Annotated in this window: 18 protein-coding genes; 12 read left to right on the forward strand and 6 right to left on the reverse strand. The window is 61.6% G+C overall.

Going from position 1 to position 19,117, the window contains the following annotated elements:
- The 6 genes from M8Q45_RS09130 to M8Q45_RS09155 all read left to right on the forward strand — a co-directional run bounded on the left by M8Q45_RS09130 (window position 1) and on the right by M8Q45_RS09155 (window position 7,423).
- A complete protein-coding gene (locus tag M8Q45_RS09130; RefSeq protein WP_249874416.1) occupies window positions 1–726 on the forward strand; it encodes a FadR/GntR family transcriptional regulator in 726 nt (241 codons plus the stop codon).
- Window positions 723–1,673 carry a LysR family transcriptional regulator gene (locus tag M8Q45_RS09135; RefSeq protein ID WP_249874417.1) on the forward strand — a complete coding sequence of 317 codons (951 nt, stop codon included), beginning with the start codon at window positions 723–725 and terminating at the stop codon, window positions 1,671–1,673. The genes M8Q45_RS09130 and M8Q45_RS09135 overlap by 4 nt, the downstream gene beginning before the upstream one ends.
- Before the next feature lie 98 nt (window positions 1,674–1,771).
- Window positions 1,772–2,782 carry an ornithine cyclodeaminase family protein gene (locus M8Q45_RS09140; protein ID WP_249874418.1) on the forward strand — a complete coding sequence of 337 codons (1,011 nt, stop codon included), beginning with the start codon at window positions 1,772–1,774 and terminating at the stop codon, window positions 2,780–2,782.
- A 26-nt stretch (window positions 2,783–2,808) separates the two neighbouring features.
- Window positions 2,809–3,825 carry a dihydrodipicolinate synthase family protein gene (locus M8Q45_RS09145; protein WP_249874419.1) on the forward strand — a complete coding sequence of 339 codons (1,017 nt, stop codon included), beginning with the start codon at window positions 2,809–2,811 and terminating at the stop codon, window positions 3,823–3,825.
- 16 nt (window positions 3,826–3,841) lie between these two features.
- Entirely contained in the window at window positions 3,842–5,311 is a 1,470-nt protein-coding gene (locus M8Q45_RS09150; protein WP_249874420.1) for an NAD-dependent succinate-semialdehyde dehydrogenase, read from the forward strand.
- Window positions 5,312–6,289: 978 nt separating this feature from the next.
- Window positions 6,290–7,423, forward strand: a complete 1,134-nt coding sequence (locus tag M8Q45_RS09155) for an FAD-dependent oxidoreductase (protein ID WP_249874421.1) — start codon at window positions 6,290–6,292, stop codon at window positions 7,421–7,423.
- A 101-nt stretch (window positions 7,424–7,524) separates the two neighbouring features.
- Here the strand turns inward: M8Q45_RS09155 and M8Q45_RS09160 are convergent, their stop codons facing one another.
- Window positions 7,525–8,220 carry an EthD domain-containing protein gene (locus tag M8Q45_RS09160; RefSeq protein ID WP_249874422.1) on the reverse strand — a complete coding sequence of 232 codons (696 nt, stop codon included), beginning with the start codon at window positions 8,218–8,220 and terminating at the stop codon, window positions 7,525–7,527.
- A gap of 297 nt (window positions 8,221–8,517) precedes the next feature.
- On the opposite strand from M8Q45_RS09160, the gene M8Q45_RS09165 reads away from it, so the two are divergent.
- The 5 genes from M8Q45_RS09165 to M8Q45_RS09185 all read left to right on the forward strand — a co-directional run bounded on the left by M8Q45_RS09165 (window position 8,518) and on the right by M8Q45_RS09185 (window position 14,772).
- The gene (locus M8Q45_RS09165; protein ID WP_249874423.1) at window positions 8,518–8,943 is read left to right on the forward strand and encodes a YciI family protein; all 426 of its coding nucleotides are present in this window, start codon (window positions 8,518–8,520) and stop codon (window positions 8,941–8,943) included.
- A gap of 23 nt (window positions 8,944–8,966) precedes the next feature.
- Window positions 8,967–9,374, forward strand: coding sequence for a VOC family protein (locus M8Q45_RS09170; RefSeq protein WP_249874424.1), 408 nt, complete (start codon window positions 8,967–8,969; stop codon window positions 9,372–9,374).
- A gap of 286 nt (window positions 9,375–9,660) precedes the next feature.
- Entirely contained in the window at window positions 9,661–10,680 is a 1,020-nt protein-coding gene (locus M8Q45_RS09175; RefSeq protein WP_249877300.1) for a substrate-binding domain-containing protein, read from the forward strand.
- Complete coding sequence (locus M8Q45_RS09180; RefSeq protein ID WP_249874425.1) at window positions 10,668–13,685, forward strand: EAL domain-containing protein; 3,018 nt, start codon at window positions 10,668–10,670, stop codon at window positions 13,683–13,685. Before M8Q45_RS09175 ends, M8Q45_RS09180 begins: the two co-directional genes overlap by 13 nt.
- A gap of 184 nt (window positions 13,686–13,869) precedes the next feature.
- Window positions 13,870–14,772, forward strand: coding sequence for a LysR family transcriptional regulator (locus M8Q45_RS09185; protein WP_502940552.1), 903 nt, complete (start codon window positions 13,870–13,872; stop codon window positions 14,770–14,772).
- A gap of 27 nt (window positions 14,773–14,799) precedes the next feature.
- Here the strand turns inward: M8Q45_RS09185 and M8Q45_RS09190 are convergent, their stop codons facing one another.
- From M8Q45_RS09190 to M8Q45_RS09210, 5 genes are all read right to left on the reverse strand, one after another.
- Entirely contained in the window at window positions 14,800–15,021 is a 222-nt protein-coding gene (locus M8Q45_RS09190) for a hypothetical protein (RefSeq protein ID WP_249874427.1), read from the reverse strand.
- Complete coding sequence (locus M8Q45_RS09195) at window positions 15,018–15,230, reverse strand: ParD-like family protein (protein WP_249874428.1); 213 nt, start codon at window positions 15,228–15,230, stop codon at window positions 15,018–15,020. The genes M8Q45_RS09190 and M8Q45_RS09195 overlap by 4 nt, the downstream gene beginning before the upstream one ends.
- A 165-nt stretch (window positions 15,231–15,395) precedes the next feature.
- Window positions 15,396–15,668 (reverse strand): hypothetical protein, encoded by a 273-nt coding sequence (locus tag M8Q45_RS09200; RefSeq protein ID WP_249874429.1) that lies wholly within the window; start codon window positions 15,666–15,668, stop codon window positions 15,396–15,398.
- A gap of 89 nt (window positions 15,669–15,757) precedes the next feature.
- On the reverse strand, window positions 15,758–17,119 hold the full coding sequence (chrA, locus tag M8Q45_RS09205) for a chromate efflux transporter (RefSeq protein ID WP_249874430.1): 1,362 nt from the start codon (window positions 17,117–17,119) through the stop codon (window positions 15,758–15,760).
- 123 nt (window positions 17,120–17,242) lie between these two features.
- Window positions 17,243–18,112: an NmrA/HSCARG family protein gene (locus tag M8Q45_RS09210; protein ID WP_249874431.1), complete on the reverse strand. Its 870-nt coding sequence runs from the start codon at window positions 18,110–18,112 to the stop codon at window positions 17,243–17,245.
- Between the two features lie 123 nt (window positions 18,113–18,235).
- On the opposite strand from M8Q45_RS09210, the gene M8Q45_RS09215 reads away from it, so the two are divergent.
- On the forward strand, window positions 18,236–19,111 hold the full coding sequence (locus M8Q45_RS09215; RefSeq protein WP_249874432.1) for a LysR family transcriptional regulator: 876 nt from the start codon (window positions 18,236–18,238) through the stop codon (window positions 19,109–19,111).
- Window positions 19,112–19,117: the final 6 nt, after the last annotated feature.

Below are 19,117 nucleotides of genomic sequence, written 5' to 3' on the forward strand. Positions count from 1 at the left end.
GTGCGTGCGTCGGAAGGAAAAAAACGCGGCAGTCTTTCCCGAGGGCTTGAGGTGCTGCTTTCCGAGCACATCATCGAGGGGCGACTGCGTAGCGGAGAACAATTGCCCACCGAGTCGGCCCTCATGCTTGAACATGGGGTCAGCAGGACCGTGGTGCGCGAGGCGATGTCGCGCCTGCAGGCCGCCGGAATGGTCGAGACACGCCACGGCATCGGCACGTTTGTGCGTGATAGCACGCTGTCGTTGAAGACCTTCATCGACCCGGCGACGATCGGTGTCATTGTCGATTCCCTGGCGATCATGGAGTTCAGGATCGGCCTGGAAGTCGAAGCCGCCGGGCTCGCCGCGCAACGCCGCCGCCCGGATCAGTTGGCCGGTTTGCGAGCGCTGCTCGATCAGCTCGGACAGCCGGCAGTCAGCCTCAATGATCGGGCGGCGCTGGATTTCCAGTTCCACTTGGGCATTGCCGAGGCGACCGGCAATCACTACATCGCCAACACGCTGCTCAACCTGGGCGTGGTCATCATTCCGCGCAGCCGATTGGATTCTGCGCGGCTGTTCCACGATGAGCCTTTGCACTACGAACAGCGCATGCAAAGCGAGCACGAACAGATCTACCAGGCGATCTTCAATCAAGATGCCGAATGCGCACGCGCGGCCATGCGCCTGCATCTGCAGGACAGTCGCGAATACCTGCATCAGGCCCGTAACGAGCTGCTGACATGACCAACATCCAGAATGCCCAGGTGCCGGAAACGACGACGCAGTACCCCGCCTCGGCGCTGACCATCATCGATCCGCGCTGGACCTTGTTCGTTCGTGTCGTGGCGGCGGGCAGCCTCAGCAAAGCGGCCGTATTGCTGGATATGCCGCAATCCATGGTGAGCCGCAATATCGCCTTGCTCGAAGCGCAATGTGGCGAGCGCCTGTTCCATCGCACCGGACGAGGCGTGGTCCTGACCGAGTTCGGCGAGCAGCTGTTGCCCTGTATATCCGGCCTTCTCGCGGATGCGGAGGGCCTTGCCGACGACATTCGCAACCTGCGTGGAAAACCGGTGGGCGAGGTGGTCGTGGGCATGTTGCCCTCGGCGGTGCGGCGGTTTGCGGGGACGCTGTTTTCCACGGTGCGGGCGCAGATGCCCGGGGTGAGGTTGCATCTGATCGAGGGCGCCAGCGCTCAACTCGAAGAACAGTTGCACGACGGTCGCCTGGATATGGCACTGGTGCTGCGCGAGAGCGAGGCGAGCATCGGGCAAGCGCATCTGCTGGCCAGGCTCCCACTGCATCTGGTGGGGCCTGCCGTCGATCCTCTTTTCGCCAGTCGGGACATTCCGTTGAAGCAGTTATCTGGATTGCCCCTGGTCGTACCCGGGCGACCGCATCTGCTGAGGGCCAGGCTCGACCACTTGGCCGCCGATCAAGGTGTCGAATTATCCGTGGCCGTGGAAGCCGATTCCGTCCAGCTGCAGTACGAAGTCGTGGCGGCGGGGGGCGGCTATGCCATTGCGTCGGTGCTGCCGGGCTCGCTGGATCAGCGACTGGTGTCATCGCGAATCGTCGAGCCGGTCCTCGAGCGCTTCGTTGTCCTGGCGGAGTCGCCCCGTCGCCCGGTGACGCGTGCCTCCCGTGAGGTGCGCCGGTTGATCTGCAATCTGTCGATGCCATCGATTTAAGCGATAGCTGCTTTCGCTCCCCAGCAGTATTCGATGGGGGGCGTGCCTCGTAGGGTGTCAGTCAACCAACGATTGATACCGATTGCGAGGTTCGCACTATGCATCACGCCCAAGAACGCCAAGTCATCGCCCCGACGCTTTTCCTCAGCGATGCCGATGTTGCCTCTCTCGCCGATTGGAGCACTGCCGTCGCCGCACTCGCCGAGGCGTATGCCCATCCGACGTCCGACGCGATGGTGCCGCCTCGTTCCATGGCGCGGGGCGACGGGCTCTGGCTGCGCAGCTTGACCGCCGTACCGCCCACGAGCGGCCAGATGGGCTGCAAATTGATCGCCGCTTCCATGCGGGCGCGCTGCGCCAGCTACCTGATCGCCTTGTTCAATCAGCAAACCATGGCCCTCAGTGCGCTGATCGACGGCAATCGGGTGACCGGTCTGCGTACCGCCGCCACCGCTGCGCTGGCGGTCGATTTGCTGGCGCCCAAGCGAGCGCTGCGGGTGGGTGTGATTGGCGCCGGGTTCGAGGCGCGGGGTGCGCTGGACTGCCTCAAGTCCGTGCGCGACGTGTCCCATGTCCGGGTGTTCAGTCCAACGCCCGCGAGCCGTGAGCGTTTTGCCGAAAGCTTCAGGCCCGGGCTGGATATCCAGGCGATGAGCAGCGCCCAAGAGGCGGTGCGGGACGCTGACGTGGTGATCTGTGCCGCCCGCAGCCGTGACGAGTCTCCGGTGTTGCAAGGCGCGTGGCTTTGCCCGGGCGCCACGGTCGTGTCGCTGGGGTCCACCTTGCCTGAGCAACGGGAGGTTGACCCGGCCACGATGGAGCGAGCCGCCTGCATCGTCGCGGACATGCCGCAGGAAGTGCTCCACGATACCGGTGACGCCATTGCCGCGATCAGTGCCGGCGTGTATGTCGCCGACAAATTGGTCGCGCTGTCGGACCTGGTCGCGGGCCGTGTCACACCGCGCCAGCAGGCAAGCGACATCGTTCTCTACAAATCGGTGGGCTCGGCGTTGCAGGACGTCGTCATCGCCCAAGCGCTGTACGAGCGCGCCCGGCAGCAAGGCCTCGGCATCGAGCTGCCTGCCAGCATTGTCCCTGTCTCGAAATAACCCCTCACTGTTCAAAGGAAATCACCATGGCCACATACAAGAAAACGGATGCCCGTGCCTGGGCGCGGGAAAACCTGGTGGGCTGCTCGGCTGTCACCATCCCAAGTTTCAGCGCCGATCTGAAGCGACTCAACGAACGTGGCATTCGCCACGACATTGAACATACGGTCGGCCTGGGCTACAGCGCCACGTTGCTGTGCAGCGAACTGGCGATCTCTCCCCAGGAGAACGCGCGGTTCACGGCCTGGGCCCGTGAGTCGGGAAAAAACCTGATCCTGTTCTTCCACGCGGCTTTTGGCACGCTTGCCGAGAACATCGAGGCGGTGAAGCTCGCCGAGAATGCCGGTGCGGATATTGTCCTGCTGTCCTATCCACCGCAGTTCTGGCCGACCAACGAGCAGGAAATCTACGACTACACCAAGGCGTTCTGCGACGCGACGGACCTTGCCGTGATGCTGTTCCCGATTCCGTTGTGGGGCTTTGAACGGGTGCATCCGGCGGGTATGTCCCTGGAGTTGGTCCGTCGGCTGTTGGCTGATTGCCCGAACATCGCGGCGATCAAATCGGAGCAAGGGTTCCCATTGCCGGCGGGTATTTGCGAGATGTACCACCACTTCCGTGACCAAGTGGTGATCAGTTGCCCGATCGAAGGCGACGCGATCCCCTTGATGAGCCTGATGAAGTTGCAGTTTTCCGGCACCAGCAACACCGCCTGGATGAGCGACTACTACCCGAAAGCGTTCGAACTGGCGCGCACGGGGCGCTTTGAAGAGGCGATGGAACTGTATTGGAAGGTCAATCCGGCCCGCGGTGCCAACGGCGCTGCCGCGCAAAGCTACGCCGGCGGTACCGGTGTGCTCAACCGGACGATGTGGAAATACCAGGACTGGCTCGCCGGCTTCAACGGCGGCCCATTGCGAGCCCCGGCGATGCGCGTGCCGGATCGCTTCATGAAGTCGCTGCGCCAAGGCTTGGTTGCGTCGGGTCTGCCAGTGACTTCGGACCCTGACAGCGCCTTCATGATCGGGCGCCATCCGTGCTGATTGGGAGAGTTGCACAGTGAAGCATTTACTCAAGGATCCCACGCTGTGGCGGACCGACGCCTACATCGCTGGACAATGGCTGACCGAGACGCCGCACGGTCGGTACACGTTGCGTAACCCGGTGGATCAGACGGTGCTGGCCGAGTTGCCGCGCTGTCGCGAAGCTGAAGTCCGGCAGGCTATCGATGCGGCGCACGAGGCCTACGGCCCGTGGCGTCGCCTGACGGCCAAGCGCCGTGGCGAGGTGTTGCGCCGTTGGTATGAGCTGATGGTTGAGCATCGCGAGGACATAGCCACGCTGATTACCCTGGAGGAGGGCAAGCCACTGGAGGAGGCGCGCGGTGAAGTCGATTACGCGGCGTCTTTCGTGCGATGGTTTGGCGAAGAAGCCACGCGGGTGCGCGGTGATCTGATTCCGGGGGTGAAGGACACTCAGCGCATCGTCGTACTGCGCGAACCCATCGGCGTCTGCGCGGCGATAACGCCCTGGAACTTCCCCGCCGCCATGATCACGCGCAAGGCCGCTCCAGCCCTCGCGGCCGGGTGCACCATGGTGGTGAAACCGGCCAGCCAGACGCCCCTGACCGCGTTGGCGCTCGCTGAACTGGCGCAGCGCGCGGGTGTGCCGGGCGGCGTTTTCAGTGTCATCACCGGTAACGACACGCGCGACATTGCCGGTGAACTCACGGCCAACCCGTTGGTGCGCAAGCTCACGTTCACCGGGTCCACCGAAGTGGGCCGGCTGTTGCTGGCGCAAGCAGCGCAGACGGTCAAGAAATGCTCCATGGAGCTGGGCGGCAACGCTCCGTTCATTGTTTTCGACGATGCGGATCTCGATGCGGCAGCCGACGGCGTGATGTTGGCCAAGTTTCGCAACGGCGGGCAATCCTGTATCGGCGCGAATCGGGTGCTGGTGCAGTCCGGAGTCCATGACGCATTGGCCGAGCGCATCGTCGAGCGGATGGCGCGCCTGAAGGTGGGCAACGGCCTGGAGCCTGGCGTGCAGGTCGGGCCGTTGATCGATGACGCGGCGGTACGAAAATCCCAGGCGTTGGTGGATGATGCGCTGGCGCAAGGTGCCCGGCTGCTGGCCGGTGGCAAACCTCATTCCCTCGGCGGGTGTTTTTTCCAGCCCACCTTGCTCACCGAGGTGACCCACGGGATGCGGGTCGCTCGCGAGGAGATCTTCGGCCCGGTCATGCCGCTGGTGCGTTTCGACAACGATGACCAGGCCATCGCGATGGCCAATGACAGCGAGTTCGGTTTGGCGGCGTACCTGTTCAGCCGTGACGCGGCCCGCATCTGGCGCAATGCCGCGCGCATCGAATCGGGCATGGTGGGCATCAACTGCGGCCTGATTTCAAATGAAGTCGCACCCTTCGGTGGCGTGAAGCAGAGCGGTCTTGGGCGAGAGGGATCCCACCTGGGAATCGACGAGTTCCTTGAGGTGAAATACCTCTGCTGGGATGGCTTGGAAAGCGTGTGAACCTGTGGGAGCGAGCCTGCTCCCACAAGTATTTTTCAGTGTTTGGTCCATTGAGGCATAGGCTTGCACCTTAATGACTGATGCACCGCTGAACGCTTTTGTGGCGAGGGGATTTATCCCCGCTGGGCTGCGCAGCGGCCCCTAAACCAGCCAACTCGGTATGTCAGAAAGATTGAGTTCGCTGTTTTAGGCCTGCTGCGCAGCCCAGCGGGGATAAATCCCCTCGCCACGGGGTTGGGGTGACTGATGTGGTCATTTCAGGCCAAGCACATAACCCTGTGGGAGCGAGCTTGCTCGCGAAGTCGGCGGCACAGCCAGCATCGTTGTCGGCTGACCCACCGCTATCGCGAGCAAGCTCGCTCCCACAGGTATTTTCAGTGTTTGGTCCATGGACGCTGGGGCTTGGATCCTCATGGCTGATGCACCGCCGAGCGCTTTTGTGGCGCGGGAGCTTGCTCCCGCTGGGCTGCGTAGCGGCCCCCTATCTTGTGGGCGCTTCGCACCCAAGCGGGAGCAAGCTCCCTTGCCACGGGTTGGGGTGGCTGGTGTAGCCATATCAGGCCAGGCATATCGTCCTGTGGGAGCGAGCCTGCTCGCGAAGTCGGCGGCACAGCCAGCATCGTTGTCGGCTGACCCACCGCTATCGCGAGCAAGCTCGCTCCCACAGGTATTTTCAGTGTTTGGTCCATGGTTGCTGGGGCTTGGATCCTCATGGCTGATGCACCGCCGAGCGCCCTCGCCACGGGTTTGGGTGGCTGGATTGTGTGTGGCACTGGCAGACCCATCGCCGGCAGCGATACCTCGGATTGTGCAAAGCGATTTCAGCGCTGATTCCCGATTCGATAGTCTCGTGGCTGATCCGGCATTTTTCGTCGGCATTCTCATGATTCTGCGGCGTTGATTCGATGGCGCCGCAGAGCTTGTCGGTGCGCCAGGCAATGTCCGCCCGATTGAAATAAGAATAATTAGGAGAGCGCGATGATTGCAGCAGTCAATAAGGTCCTGGTGATCGGAGGCGGGTTCTCCGGTATGACCGCGGCTATCCAGCTCGCCCGCCAGGGCGTCGAAGTCGATCTGGTGGAAATAGACCCGCTGTGGTGTCCGCTGGGGGCGGGTATTACCCTCAGTGGGCCTACGTTGCGTGCCCTGGATACGATTGGAATCCTTGAACGGGTCGCTGGGGAAGGGTACCTGTCGACCAACTTCGATGTGTTTTCACCGGCAGGCGAACTGATCGTGCAATTGGCACTTCGGCCTCCGGTCAGCGATAAACCGATTCCCTGTGGCGGCGGCATCCTGCGCCCGGTGCTGGCCCGGATCTTCGCCGAAAAAACCAGGGAAGTGGGCACCCGCGTGCGCCTCGGCATCACCTACGACACCCTCACCCAGCAGGACGACGGCATTGAAGTGTCGTTCACCGACGGGACTGCTGGACGCTATGACCTGGTCATCGCCGCCGACGGTGTGCATTCGCGGATGCGCAAGGAATTTTTCCCGCAAGCGCCGTCGCCAAAACCCATCCACCAGAGTGTCTGGCGCGCGGTGCTGAGGCGCCCGCCGGAAATCGTCCGCCCGACTCACTGGCTGGGGCGCACCAAGGTCGGTGTCAATCCGATTTCCGACACGCACATGTACATGTTTCTGATGGAGAACCGTGATTTTTCCGAATGGATCGATCCGGCCACCTGGCCGGGTGAGATGGCCCGTCTGCTGGCCGAGTTCCCAGCCCCGATCCTGCAAGCGCTGGTGCCGCAGCTGTACGAGCCGGGCGCCAGTATTGACTATCGCCCGCTGGCCAATCTATTGGTGCCGTTACCCTGGCACCAAGGCCGCATCGTGATGATCGGGGATACCGTGCATGCCACCACGCCGCACTTGGCTTCCGGGGCTGGGATTGGCATCGAGAGCGCCATCGTGCTGGCTGAGGAACTGCTCGCCGAAAGTGATCTCCAGACAGGCCTGGCCCGATTCGAAGCGCGACGTTGGGAGCGGTGCCAACTGGTGGTCGAGAACTCCGCGCGTCTGTGCGAGCTGGAAAAGAATGGGGGTGATAAAGACGAGCATGCCCAGATCATGCGCGAGTCCACCGCGCTATTGGCCGAGCCTGTTTGAGCCCGGGCCGGCAATAAATAAAAGGACGGCTTTGACAGTCGTCCTTTTTTATTCAGGGCCAGTCCTGCTTGCGCAATCGTCCGGCGGTGAGTGCTGGAGGTCTATTGGCCCAGATCGAGAATGACAACTTCCTTCACATAGACGAAAAACGATTCTGACGATAGCGCGATCCCTTCGTCGGAAAGCTGCTGGAACAACGACCTCTGGTACTGCCGAAAACCTTGGAGATCCGCTTCGTTTTCGAACCACAGGCTGGAAACGCCTTCGTAGACGCCTATGTCCGGTCCGAAATAAGACGTCACCCGGTCACCTTCGGGCATATACCGGGCGCGAACGTGCCTGCGCAGGGCCTTCTGGAACGCCGGATATTCACTCGCTGCCACAGCATGGGCGCGATCCCACGCGCTGAAAAAAGCCTCGAGCTGCACCGCGGCGTTCTTTTTGAGGAAAAGCATCGCCTTCCAATGCGTGGGCAATGTGCCGGTTTCGGACAGCTCGACCTCATCCATCAGTTGCGCAACCTGCTTGGAGAGGTCAGCGAAGTTCTTGGCATCAGGTCCCGTGGTTTGCTGGGTATAGGGGTCGCTGAAGGTGGCGATCAGGTCCGACATGTTTTCAAAGAACAGTTCCGTTATGGAATCCCTGTGAAATGTTTGCGTGTAGGCGTTATCGGAATCGACGCCAAAGGCTGCATCGATGACGTGGTTCTGGACGTAGCGCTTGACGCCCAGGGGCTTGGCTTGGGCGATCTTTCCGTGCTGGTGCTCTATGTAGTCGAGGAATTCAACATGGGTCATGCCGGGTTTCCTGCGCACAGCGGCTAGCATCTTAATCATGAGCGGACTCTCGCTTTATTATTCATCGACGGACTTTTTGACCCTGAAAATATAAGGCGAGGGTTGAGCGGCTAACCAATCGCTATTTCGGCTGCCAGGTATCGCGCAATGCCATGCCTGATCAACTCATTCCCGGGCTTTACCACGCTTCGAAAAAAAAACGCCGCCATGCTGTCGATTCGCGCCATCGCCATTCGACTACCCTGTAGAGCCGCCACACGGACGGCCTGACCCATTCATTCCCCAGGAGATATGAGTATGCGATTTATGGTGATCGTCAAGGCCAGTCCGGAATCGGAAGCCGGAGAAATGCCCAGCGCGGAGCTGCTGGCCGCCATGGGTGCCTACAACGAAGAATTGGTCAAGGCGGGGGTGATGCTCGCCGGCGAAGGCCTGCATCCCAGTGCCCAGGGGGTGCGTGTGCAGTTTTCCGGCAAGGACCGGACCGTCGTCGAAGGGCCGTTCGCCCAGACAAGCGAGTTGATCGCCGGGTTCTGGATGTTCAAGGTCCAGTCACTGCAAGAGGCGATCGACTGGGTCAAGCGCTGTCCGAACCCGATGATCAGCGACAGTGAAATCGAGATCCGCCAGATCTTCGAACTCGAGGAATTCGGCGAGAGCTTTACCCCCGAACTACAGGCACAGGAAGAACGCCTGCGGGCGCAGATATCCAGTCAATCGTGAAACCGACGAAAGGAGAGCACACCATGAGAATCATTCCGTACCTGACCTTCGATGGCCGTTGCAAGGAAGCCTTCGCGTTGTACAAGGACGTGCTGGGCGGCGAGCTGTTTTCCATGTCCTTTGCCGACGCGCCAGACGACGTCGGCATGCCCAAGGACCCGAACCTGATCATGCACACCTGCCTGACCGTGGGCAATTTCAGCCTGATGGCATCCGACTGCCCGCCAGGCCAGCCGTATCGCAAGCCGCAAGGCGTGTCGGTTTCCCTCAACGTCGACAGCGTGGAGGAGGCCGAGCGGCTTTTCAACGGCTTGAGTGCGGGTGGCAGCGTGTACATGCCGATGGCGAAGACGTTCTGGGCGGAACGCTTCGCCATGTTCGAAGACCGTTTCGGGATTGCTTGGATGGTCAACTACGAGGGACGCCAATAAGCCGGGCGTAGCCAGGGTCGCCAGCCTGGACGCGGTCGGCGGCCCGAAAAGGACTTGATAGTTGCAGAACCCGGCTATCCTTTCGGTACTGCATTCTTGGCAAAGGGACGCCATGCCAGACTATGAACGCGCCACCGGCCCTGGATCCCGCCTCATTCGGGGTGATCGAACCTGTTTGATCGGGCCGTCGCTACGCTGGGTGACGTCAATGGCGGTCTCCTGTTTCTTTGCGGCGACTTCCGGCTACGGCCAGGAGCAACCACACGAAGCGGCTGCCACGGTGACGGTGGCTCAAGCCCAGGAAATCGTAGCCAAGGCCACCCTCGGGGCCGTCCGCTGGAGCGGTCCGCAGGCCGGCCCGCCAGCCCAGCGGGGCAAGAATATCGCGCTGGTCGCGGAGGACTTGCGCAACGGTGGCATTGTCGGCGTCGCGCAGGGTGCCCGGGAGGCAGCCAGTGCGATGGGTTGGACGCTGAGGATCTTCGATGGCGCAGGCTCCGCGGCCGGTCGCGCCAAGGCTTTTTCCGATGCCCTGGCGGCGAAGCCCGACGGCCTCATCCTGTGCGGTTCCGATGCCCTTGAGAACAACGCGACGCTGACGGGCTTCGCCGACAAGGACATCCCGGTGGTCGGGTGGCATGCCGGGGTGCGCCCCGGGCCGATTGACGGTACGCCGGTGGCCATGAACGTCACGAGCGACCCGCTTGAAGTCGCACGGCTAACCGCCATGGCGGCGGTGGCGCAGTCAAACGGACAGGCCGGCGTGGTCATTCTCACTGACTCCAAGTACAGCATCGCCATGACCAAAGCCAAGGCCATGGAGGACGTCATACGGGCCTGCCAGGGGTGTTCGATGCTGGAAGTGCGCGATGTCGCGATCTCCGAAAGCAGCGAGAAGATGCCTGCTGTGACCAGGGAACTGCTCCAGCGCTATGGCAAGCGCTGGACCCACACGCTGGCGATCAACGATATCTATTTCGACTACTCGATTGCCTCGTTGACCGGCGCCGCGATACCCAGCAATGGCATCAGTCTTTTGTCTGCCGGGGATGGCAGCGCTTCGGCTTTCCTGCGCATCCAGGCGAAAACCTACCAGACCGTTACCGTCGCCGAGCCGCTCAACCTGCACGGCTGGCAAGTAATGGACGAATTGAACCGGTTGTTTGCAGGCCAGCCGGTGAGCGGCTTCATCGCGCCGATCCACTTGGTCAACGCCGACAATGTCGCCTTCGATGGTGGAAAAAAATCCCAGTACGATCCGGATAACGGCTATCGAGACATCTATCGCCGCCAATGGAACCCCTGATGTTGGATATTTTTTCCCGGCTTGGACGCCAGCTGTGGCCACAATCACTCCGCGCCCAATTCGCGCTGGCATTTGTGGCGCTGGCGCTATTGATTCTGGCGGGGGGAGCCACGGCGGTCTACGCGTTGCGGTCCTCGAACAACGCCACTCGCCAACTGACGGATGAGCGGTTGGTCCGCATGCAATATGGCCAGGACATGGTGCAGCGTACGTTGCTGATCGAACGCCAGACCGACCAGCTCCTGACCACCCGCTCGCCCGAAGTCCTGCGATCAAGCTATGCCGCGACCGTCGAACAGCTTGGCGCCCTGGACCAACTGGTTCAGCAGTTGACCGCCGCGAACAGTGCCGTGGCGATACTCGATATGCATCAGTCGAGCCAGTTGTTCCGCAATACCGCCACCATCGTTGCGCAGTTGCGTGAGAGCCTGTTGCAAACCGAGATCACGTTCGAGCAGGCCCTGGAGGATCGCACCGCCCGGTTAACGGCGGCCAGCACCCCGGCCAGCCTGGAGCGGGCGGTGTTGCTTTTCGAACTGTCGCAGGCGGCTGACGGTGAGACCGTGCAACGGCTGCGGGTGCGCTATGAAGGTCTGTCACCCGAGGCAGCTTCACCTGACGCTGGCATGGGCAAGCCCGATCTGTTTTCCCTGCGCAGGGCGCTCGTCGATCAGCACAACGTCATAAAGCGCTTCAACGAAGAGTTGCAGAATCAGGCCGGGGTCTTGGTCGCCTTGGCCCGTGCGCAATCGAATGCCTACACCGAGGACTATCGCGCAGCCGTGCAGCGGCTGGTGGAGGACTCGAACCGTAGCCAGCAATGGGTGCTGATCATGTTGGGCGCCAGCCTGGTGCTCGCCTGGTTCGTGACCCGGGTCTTCATGGGCCGCCATGTACTCGTGCGCCTGAATGAGATAAGCCGGCAGTTGCGCCAGGAGCATGCGGACAAAACGCATTTGATGATGGCGGACCATGGGAACGACGAGATCGGCAACATGGCGCGGGCGGTGAATCAGTTCCTCGAGGACCGGCTTCAGTTGGAAAAAAGAACCGCCCAATTGAGCATCGCCACTGAACGGCTCGCCGTGCAGAACAGCCGGCTGGAGCAAGAGGCGGTCATTCGTGCCGGACAAGGCCATGTCCTGGAGCTGATCGCCAGGAGTACCGAGCTTGCCGAGGTGCTCGACAGCCTGGCTCACCTGGTCGAGTCCCAGCTGGAGGGCATGATGGTGTCGATCCTCTTGTTGGATGAAGAAAGCAGGCATTTGCACCACGGGGCCGCGCCCAGTTTGCCCAAAGCCTATAGCCAGATCATCGACGGGATCGAAATCGGTCCGAACGTCGGTTCATGTGGCACTTCGGCGTATCGGCGAGAACCGGTGATCGTCACGGATATCCAGCAGGATCCGCTGTGGGAAGCGTACCGTTCAATCGCCGAGCCCTACGGGTTTCGCGCCTGCTGGTCGACGCCGATCCTGTCCCATGAGCGAAAGGTACTGGGAACATTTGCGTTGTATGCCAAGACCGTGCGCAGCCCCAGTCCGGCCGAGACGCAACTGATCGACCTGGCGACACCCCTCGCCGGGATTGCCATCGAGCGCCAGTTGACGGAAAAGCGCATTCGCTTCATGGGCGATCATGACGTGCTGACCGGGCTGCCGAATCGCACGCTGCTCGAAGACCGCCTCAAGCAGGCCATGCTCTATGCCCAGCGCTATAACCGGCTGGTGACGGTGGTGTTTCTCGACCTGGACAAATTCAAACTGGTGAATGACAGCCTTGGGCACAGTGCCGGTGATGAACTGCTGAAGACGGTGGCCCAGCGCATGGTCGAGTGTGTCCGCCGGACCGACACCGTTGTGCGACTGGGTGGCGACGAATTCGTGATCATCCTGTTCGACCAGCCCTCGGACCTCGACGGCGTGACGCCCGTCCTGCACAAGCTCCAGGAAGCCATCCTGCAACCGATCCACCTCAGCGGCCATAAACTCCACGTCACCTGCAGCATGGGGCTGGCGACTTACCCTGCCGACGGCGCAGACACCGATACGTTGATCAGCAATGCGGACGCCGCCATGTACCGGGCCAAGGAGCTGGGTCGCAACAGCTTCCAGTTCTACACGAGCGAGATGAACACCAAGGTACAGGGCAAGCTGGCCATGCAGGATGGGCTTCGAAACGCCCTCGACAATGACGAGTTCCTGTTGCTGTACCAGCCACAGGTGGACTTGCAGTCGGGCCAGATCATTGGCGTGGAAGCATTGATTCGCTGGCAGCATCCCGAGCTTGGCATGGTGTCCCCCATCAAGTTCATTCCCCAGGCCGAAGAAACCGGCCTGATCGTGCCCATCGGCGACTGGGTGATCCACACCGCGTGCCGGCAGAACAAGGCATGGCAGGCGGCCGGCTTGCCGCCGATCACCGTGTCGGTGAACATCTCGGCGCGCCAGTTCGTCGAAAGGAACCTGATCGACCGGGTCAACCATGCCCTGCAGGAAACCGGGCTTGAACCGATGTACCTTGAGCTGGAGCTGACCGAAAGCCTAATCATGCAAGACCTTCAGCAAGCCATCAGTAAAATGAAGGCGCTGCAGGCAATGGGCACCAGTCTCTCGATCGACGACTTCGGCACCGGTTATTCCAGCCTTGCAGCGTTGAAGAGCTTCCCGATCGCGAGGCTCAAGATCGACCAGTCTTTCGTGCGCGACCTGCCCGACAACGAAAACGACAAGGCCATCGCCACTGCGGTGATTTCGTTGGGGCACAAGTTGAACCTCAAGGTCATCGCCGAAGGTGTCGAGACCGAAGAGCAGCAGGCGTTCCTGCGGGAAAACGGCTGCGATGAAATTCAAGGCCACTTTTTCAGCAAGGCCGTCAGTGCAGAGGAAATCAGCCTGTTGCTGCGTATGCCTCGATTGCCTCAGTCAAGCCGCACCCTGAATACGGATTCGACAGGACAGGCGCACGGTGTAAAACGCCCGGGCCGTCCGATGCCTGGGCGTTAGTTCAGCGTGTCATGGCGTCGATCCAGGCGTAGTCGTTTGCCTGGCAAACGCGTTACGATTTACCCGTTTGTACCGAGCGATACCCGAGCCAGCACATCCTGCCCGCATCCTCATCGAAGCCCATGAAAACGCCAATTGCCCCGGTTGGTGAAGCTCTGTCGAGAGACCCTACAGCGTGAAAAAAATCATTCGAGTCGATGACCTCCAGGTATTCGTGACCACCACCGACGTCGGCAGTTTTTCCGCAGCGGCGCGGTTGCTGGACATCTCCCCGGCACTCGCCAGCGTCGCGGTGCAACGGCTTGAAGCAAGCCTTGGGGTGCGGTTGTTCGTGCGCTCCACGCGGCGGCTGCGCCTGTCGGATGACGGCGAGCGCTACCTGGTGCATGCGCGGCAGGCGTTGGAGGCGTTGGGGGATGGCGAACTGGCCCTGGCCCAGGGACGCGACGAAGTGGCCGGGACGCTGCGGCTGTCCATGCCTTCGGACATCGGGCGCAACCTGTTGCTGTCGTGGCTGGATGAGTTCCAGCAAGTGCACCCCAAGGTGCTGTTGCAGTTGCGCGTCAGCGACCAGGTGGCGGATCTGTTCAGCGAGCACCTGGACGCGAGCATCCGCTACGGCCAGTTGGCCGACTCGAGCCTCGTGTCCTTGGCGCTGGAGCCTTCCAACAGGCGGACCGTGTGCGCATCCCCGGACTACATCGCACGCCATGGTCGGCCACAGACGCCCGCCGAGTTGAGCCGGCACAATTGCCTTCGTTATGTGATGGGCGAGCAGACGTTCGAGCGCTGGAGTTTCCAGACGCCCAGAGGTGTGGAGACGGTCCAGGTTGCCGGAAATCGCATCAGCGATGATGCGGATATTGTCAGGCGCTGGGCGGTGTCGGGGCTCGGGATCGTCTACAAATCCAGGCTCGACGTCATGGACGACCTGCGCAGCGGCCGCCTGGTGGAAATCTTCCCGCCGGACTATGGCCAGCCAGCACCGCTGCAACTGGTGTGCGCCCACCGCACTTCGCTGACGCCTGCGGTGCAGAGGTTGAGGGCCTTTCTGGCGGCGCGCTTCGAACGTTATCTCAGCGATTGAATGACAGTGGTGGCTATCACACTGAAACTATCGGTCGTCCACCATGCCCGATTCATTAGCACGCAACGTCAATACCGAAAAACCGCAAGCCGTGGCCTGGAGGGCCCGGACTATCATATGCTCGACCATTTCATCGATCTGAAGCGTCGACAGGCCCATCAAAGAGGTTCGGTCCAGCCGTTCGAAGACCGACGCCAGCAGCCGGCCGGATTCAGCCATCAAGGCCATTTCCTCGGGTCGCTTGATCATTGATAGCTGGCCTCCAGTGGCTGCGCGGTGACACCGGCGTCACTGAGCTCACGCTGGATGATCTCGTTGAAGCTGAGGGTAGGGTTGGTCTCGCACAGCATGCCGACCTTGATCCAGAAGGCCGCCTGCGCGTTGATCGAGCGGCAGGACACTTTGGTTGCCTTGCGCAGCTGATCGTGGAGTTCGTCGTCGATGTTGACAATGCCCATGTGTAGCTCCCATATGAAACGTAGGCGAAGCATATGCGTTTCATATATTCATGGGCCAGCGTCTTTTTTCCTGCCGCTCCACAAGGGACCGGTCAGGCCAAGTCCTCGACGCGTGGCAAGATCCTTCACGCGACGCGCTTCATCTCCACAACCGTCATGCTCCATTCATTGGCGACGCGCATTGTCGCGCTGGCGATAGAACTCCGCCCTGCGCCTGGCGTCGTCACGCAGGCTCTGCTCGTAATGCTTGCGTTTTTCACGAGCCATTGCCTCCTGGGCCTGTTGGTGCGAGTCGTTCTCCCGTTCGGTTTTTTCCATTTCCCGCTGTTGTGCCCAGTAGCGAAGGTATTGCTCCCGGGCCCGGTCGAGGTCTTCGGCATGGGCCAGCTGCGCCGTCATGCACACGATTGCGAAGGCGAGGGGGGTGAGATGGCGCATGGGGAAACGGTCTCCAGTCAAGCGGCAGGCACCGCGCATCCGGTAGACAGCAGCCTGCGCAAAAGTTGCCCCTCGAAGTAATTCGAGCCCTAGCGCAACAGGTGCACGGCCAAGCCCACCAGCGCACAGCCGAACAACACCTGGATCACCCCACGCTTGAAGCGAAACAGCGCGATCGCTGCCCCGATTGCAATCAGCGCCGAAGGCCAGTCGAGGCTTCCACTGAATCCGCTTGGCCAGAGCACGTGATAGCCAAAGAAACATGCGAGGTTGAGGATCACCCCGACCACTGCTGCGGTAATGGCGGTAAGCGGTGCGGTGAACTTGAGTTCGTTGTGGGTCGATTCCACCAACGGGCCGCCCGCCAGGATGAACAGGAAGGAGGGCAGGAAGGTGAACCAGGTCACCAGGGCTGCCGCAACGGCACCGGCCATGAACACTTGATCGGCGCCAAACACCTGCGAGACATAGGCGCCGACAAACCCGACGAAAGCCACCACCATGATCAGCGGTCCGGGCGTGGTTTCGCCGAGCGCCAGGCCGTCGATCATTTGGGTCGGGGTCAGCCAGCCGTAGTGACCGACCGCGCCTTGATAGACATAAGGCAGCACCGCATAAGCGCCACCGAACGTCAGCAGGGCGGCCTTGGTGAAGAACCAGCCCATCTGCGTCAACGTGCCTTCCCAGCCGAACAGCGCGGTCAGCAAGCCCATCGGCAGGCTCCACAACGACACACCCAGCAACGCCAGGAAGGCGAGCCTCGGCCAACTGAAACGGGCGTGATCGGGCGTAGGTGTTTCGTCATCGATCAGGGCGGGGCCGAACGACTTTTTCGCGGCGCCATGTCCGCCCACCTGGAATTTCTCCGGTGCCAGGCGGCCACCGACATAACCGATAAGCGCTGCACCCAGCACGATCAGGGGGAAGGGCACGTTGAACGCGAAAATCGCCGTGAACGAAGCCGCGGCGATGGCCCACAGCCAATTGTTCTTCAATGCCCGCGAACCGATTCGATGCGCCGCCTGAACAACGATCGCCGTGACGGCTGGCTTGATCCCATAGAACAGGCCGGCCACCACCGGGACTTCGCCGAAGGCGATGTACATCCAGGAGAGCGCGATCAGGATGAAGAGCGACGGCAGGACGAACAGGGCGCCGGCGATCACGCCGCCCCAGGAACGATGCATCAGCCAGCCGATGTAGGTCGCCAACTGCTGGGCCTCGGGGCCGGGCAGCAACATGCAGTAGTTCAGCGCGTGGAGGAAGCGTCGCTCGGAGATCCAGCGTCGGCGCTCGACCAACTCCTGGTGCATGATCGAAATCTGCCCCGCAGGGCCGCCGAAGCTGATGAAACCCAGTTTCAGCCAGAACCAGAAAGCCACCCGCAAGCTGATGGGCTCAGGTCTCGGAAGATCGTTTTCGATGGCAGATTCGGCAAGCTTGGGGGTCATGAGCGACAGCTCGGAAAAATAAGATGTCGCTACAGTATCGGTTCATCGAAAAATGGGAAGCTATTTGTCGAGCGCGGTGGAAAGCCATGGCCTCCCACCGCCAGAGCACACGCTACTGAGCATTCAGGCGTTGCCGACAGCCTCGCGGACAAAGTCTTCATAAGTGCGCAGCGGACGACCCAGGATGGCTTGCAGTCGCTCGACCGTCCCTTCCTCTGCGTTCATGCCGAACCTTTGGATACCGGCCATCATCAAGCGCATGTCATAGGCCAGCCAGCTTGGACCGAACGAGGCCATCTGGGCTTCGAAGGCCGCCACGTCGTCGCCGCCATAAGCGACCTCGCGACCCAAGGCCGAACGCCAGATCTGCGCCACCGATGCGCCGGTCAACGCGTGCGGGCCGACCAGTTCCAGCGTGACGCGTCCAAGCGCAGCGGGTGCCCGGTCGCGCCGCAGCAACTCGGCGACGGCGATGTCGGCGATGTCGCGCACATCGACCATCGCGACGCCCGCCGAGCCGATCGGCATCGGGTAGACCCCGTAATCCTGGAGGGTCTGCTGAACCATGAGCTCGTTCTGCATGAAGTACGCCGGGCGCAGGATTGTCGCCGGAATGTCGAGGCTTTCGATCATGCGCTCCACCGTGTGCTTGCCAGTGAAGTGCGGGACATTGGTGAATTTGTCGGCGTGTATGACCGACAGGTAGACGATGCGCTCGATGCCGGCCTCACGGGCCAGGTTCAGCGTGATCAGGGCCTGGGTGACTTCGTCGGGCGTGACGGCGTTGAGCAGGAACAGCGTGCGCACCGAGGCAAGGGCTGCGCGCATCGAGGTTACGTCCGTCAGGTCGCCGGTGACTTCGGTGACGCCTGCCGGAAACTCACGCTTACCGGGCTGGCGCACCAGCGCTTTTACATCGGCGCCTTGCTCGGCGAGTCGTGCGGTGATGAGTGAACCAATGGTGCCGGTGGCGCCTGTGATCAAAATGCTCATGGATGTATCTCCTGTCGCGGCTATCAAAGGGGGATTTCGATTGCAGTGAGCAGACGATAGGCCGTTGCAGAGGTAAAACGAAGACGCCAGAATGCAGACACTTCGTTTCAAAAGTGGAACACCATGAACCTGAACGCGCTGATCGATTTTGCGTTGGTCGCCACCCATGCAGGATTGGGAAAGGCCAGCCGTGCCAGCGGTCGGTCGAAAGCTACGCTGTCGCGCCGCATCGCCGAACTGGAAGAACAACTGGGCGTCAGGCTGATCGAGCGCAGTGCCCGGGGACTGAAACTGACCGAAGCCGGCGAAACGCTGATCGCCCGGGCCGAAGGTCCGTTGGGCGAAGTCGTCGAAGCCATGACAGCGGCCCAGGAAGGCGTCTCGACGCCGCGTGGGCGTTTGCGGGTGGCGGCTCCGGTGTTGTTTTCGCAACTGGCGATGGGGCGCATCGGGGCGGAGTTCTGCGCCGCTTATCCGCAGGTGTCGATCGAGGTGCTGGCGGAGGATCGCCTGGTGGACCTGGTCGAGGAGCAATTTGACGTCGCCATCCGGATCAACCCACGCCCGGACAGCAATCTGGTCGGGCGCTGCTTCGCCAAGGACCGGTTGGTGGTCGTGGCCGCGCCTGGCGTCGCCAAGCCAGAAACCGGCGCAGTCAGTGCCGTTGCGGCTATCGTGTTTTCCAACTTCCAGCCGACCCAGTGGAACCTCGACGATGGGCGCTTGATCCTGGAGCCGATCCCCAGGCTCTGGTTTTCCTCGTTCCTGATGATTCGCGACGCTGCAGTGGCCGGTGGTGGAGCGGCACTTCTTCCGCAGTCCATTGCCTGGAGCCAACTGGCCCGTGGGGAATTGGTTCAGTGGGGGACGGTGTCGACGGTCGAAGCGCAGCTTTGGGTCCTGCACACGTCCAGGCGCCTGGCCGCTCCGAAAGTCCGCGCCTTCGTCGATTTCATGTGCGCCCGGTACCCGGACATGTCGCTGGTATTGGAAGGATGACGCAAA

Source organism: Pseudomonas sp. T1.Ur, assembly GCF_023516725.1.
Classification (GTDB): domain Bacteria; phylum Pseudomonadota; class Gammaproteobacteria; order Pseudomonadales; family Pseudomonadaceae; genus Aquipseudomonas; species Aquipseudomonas alvandae.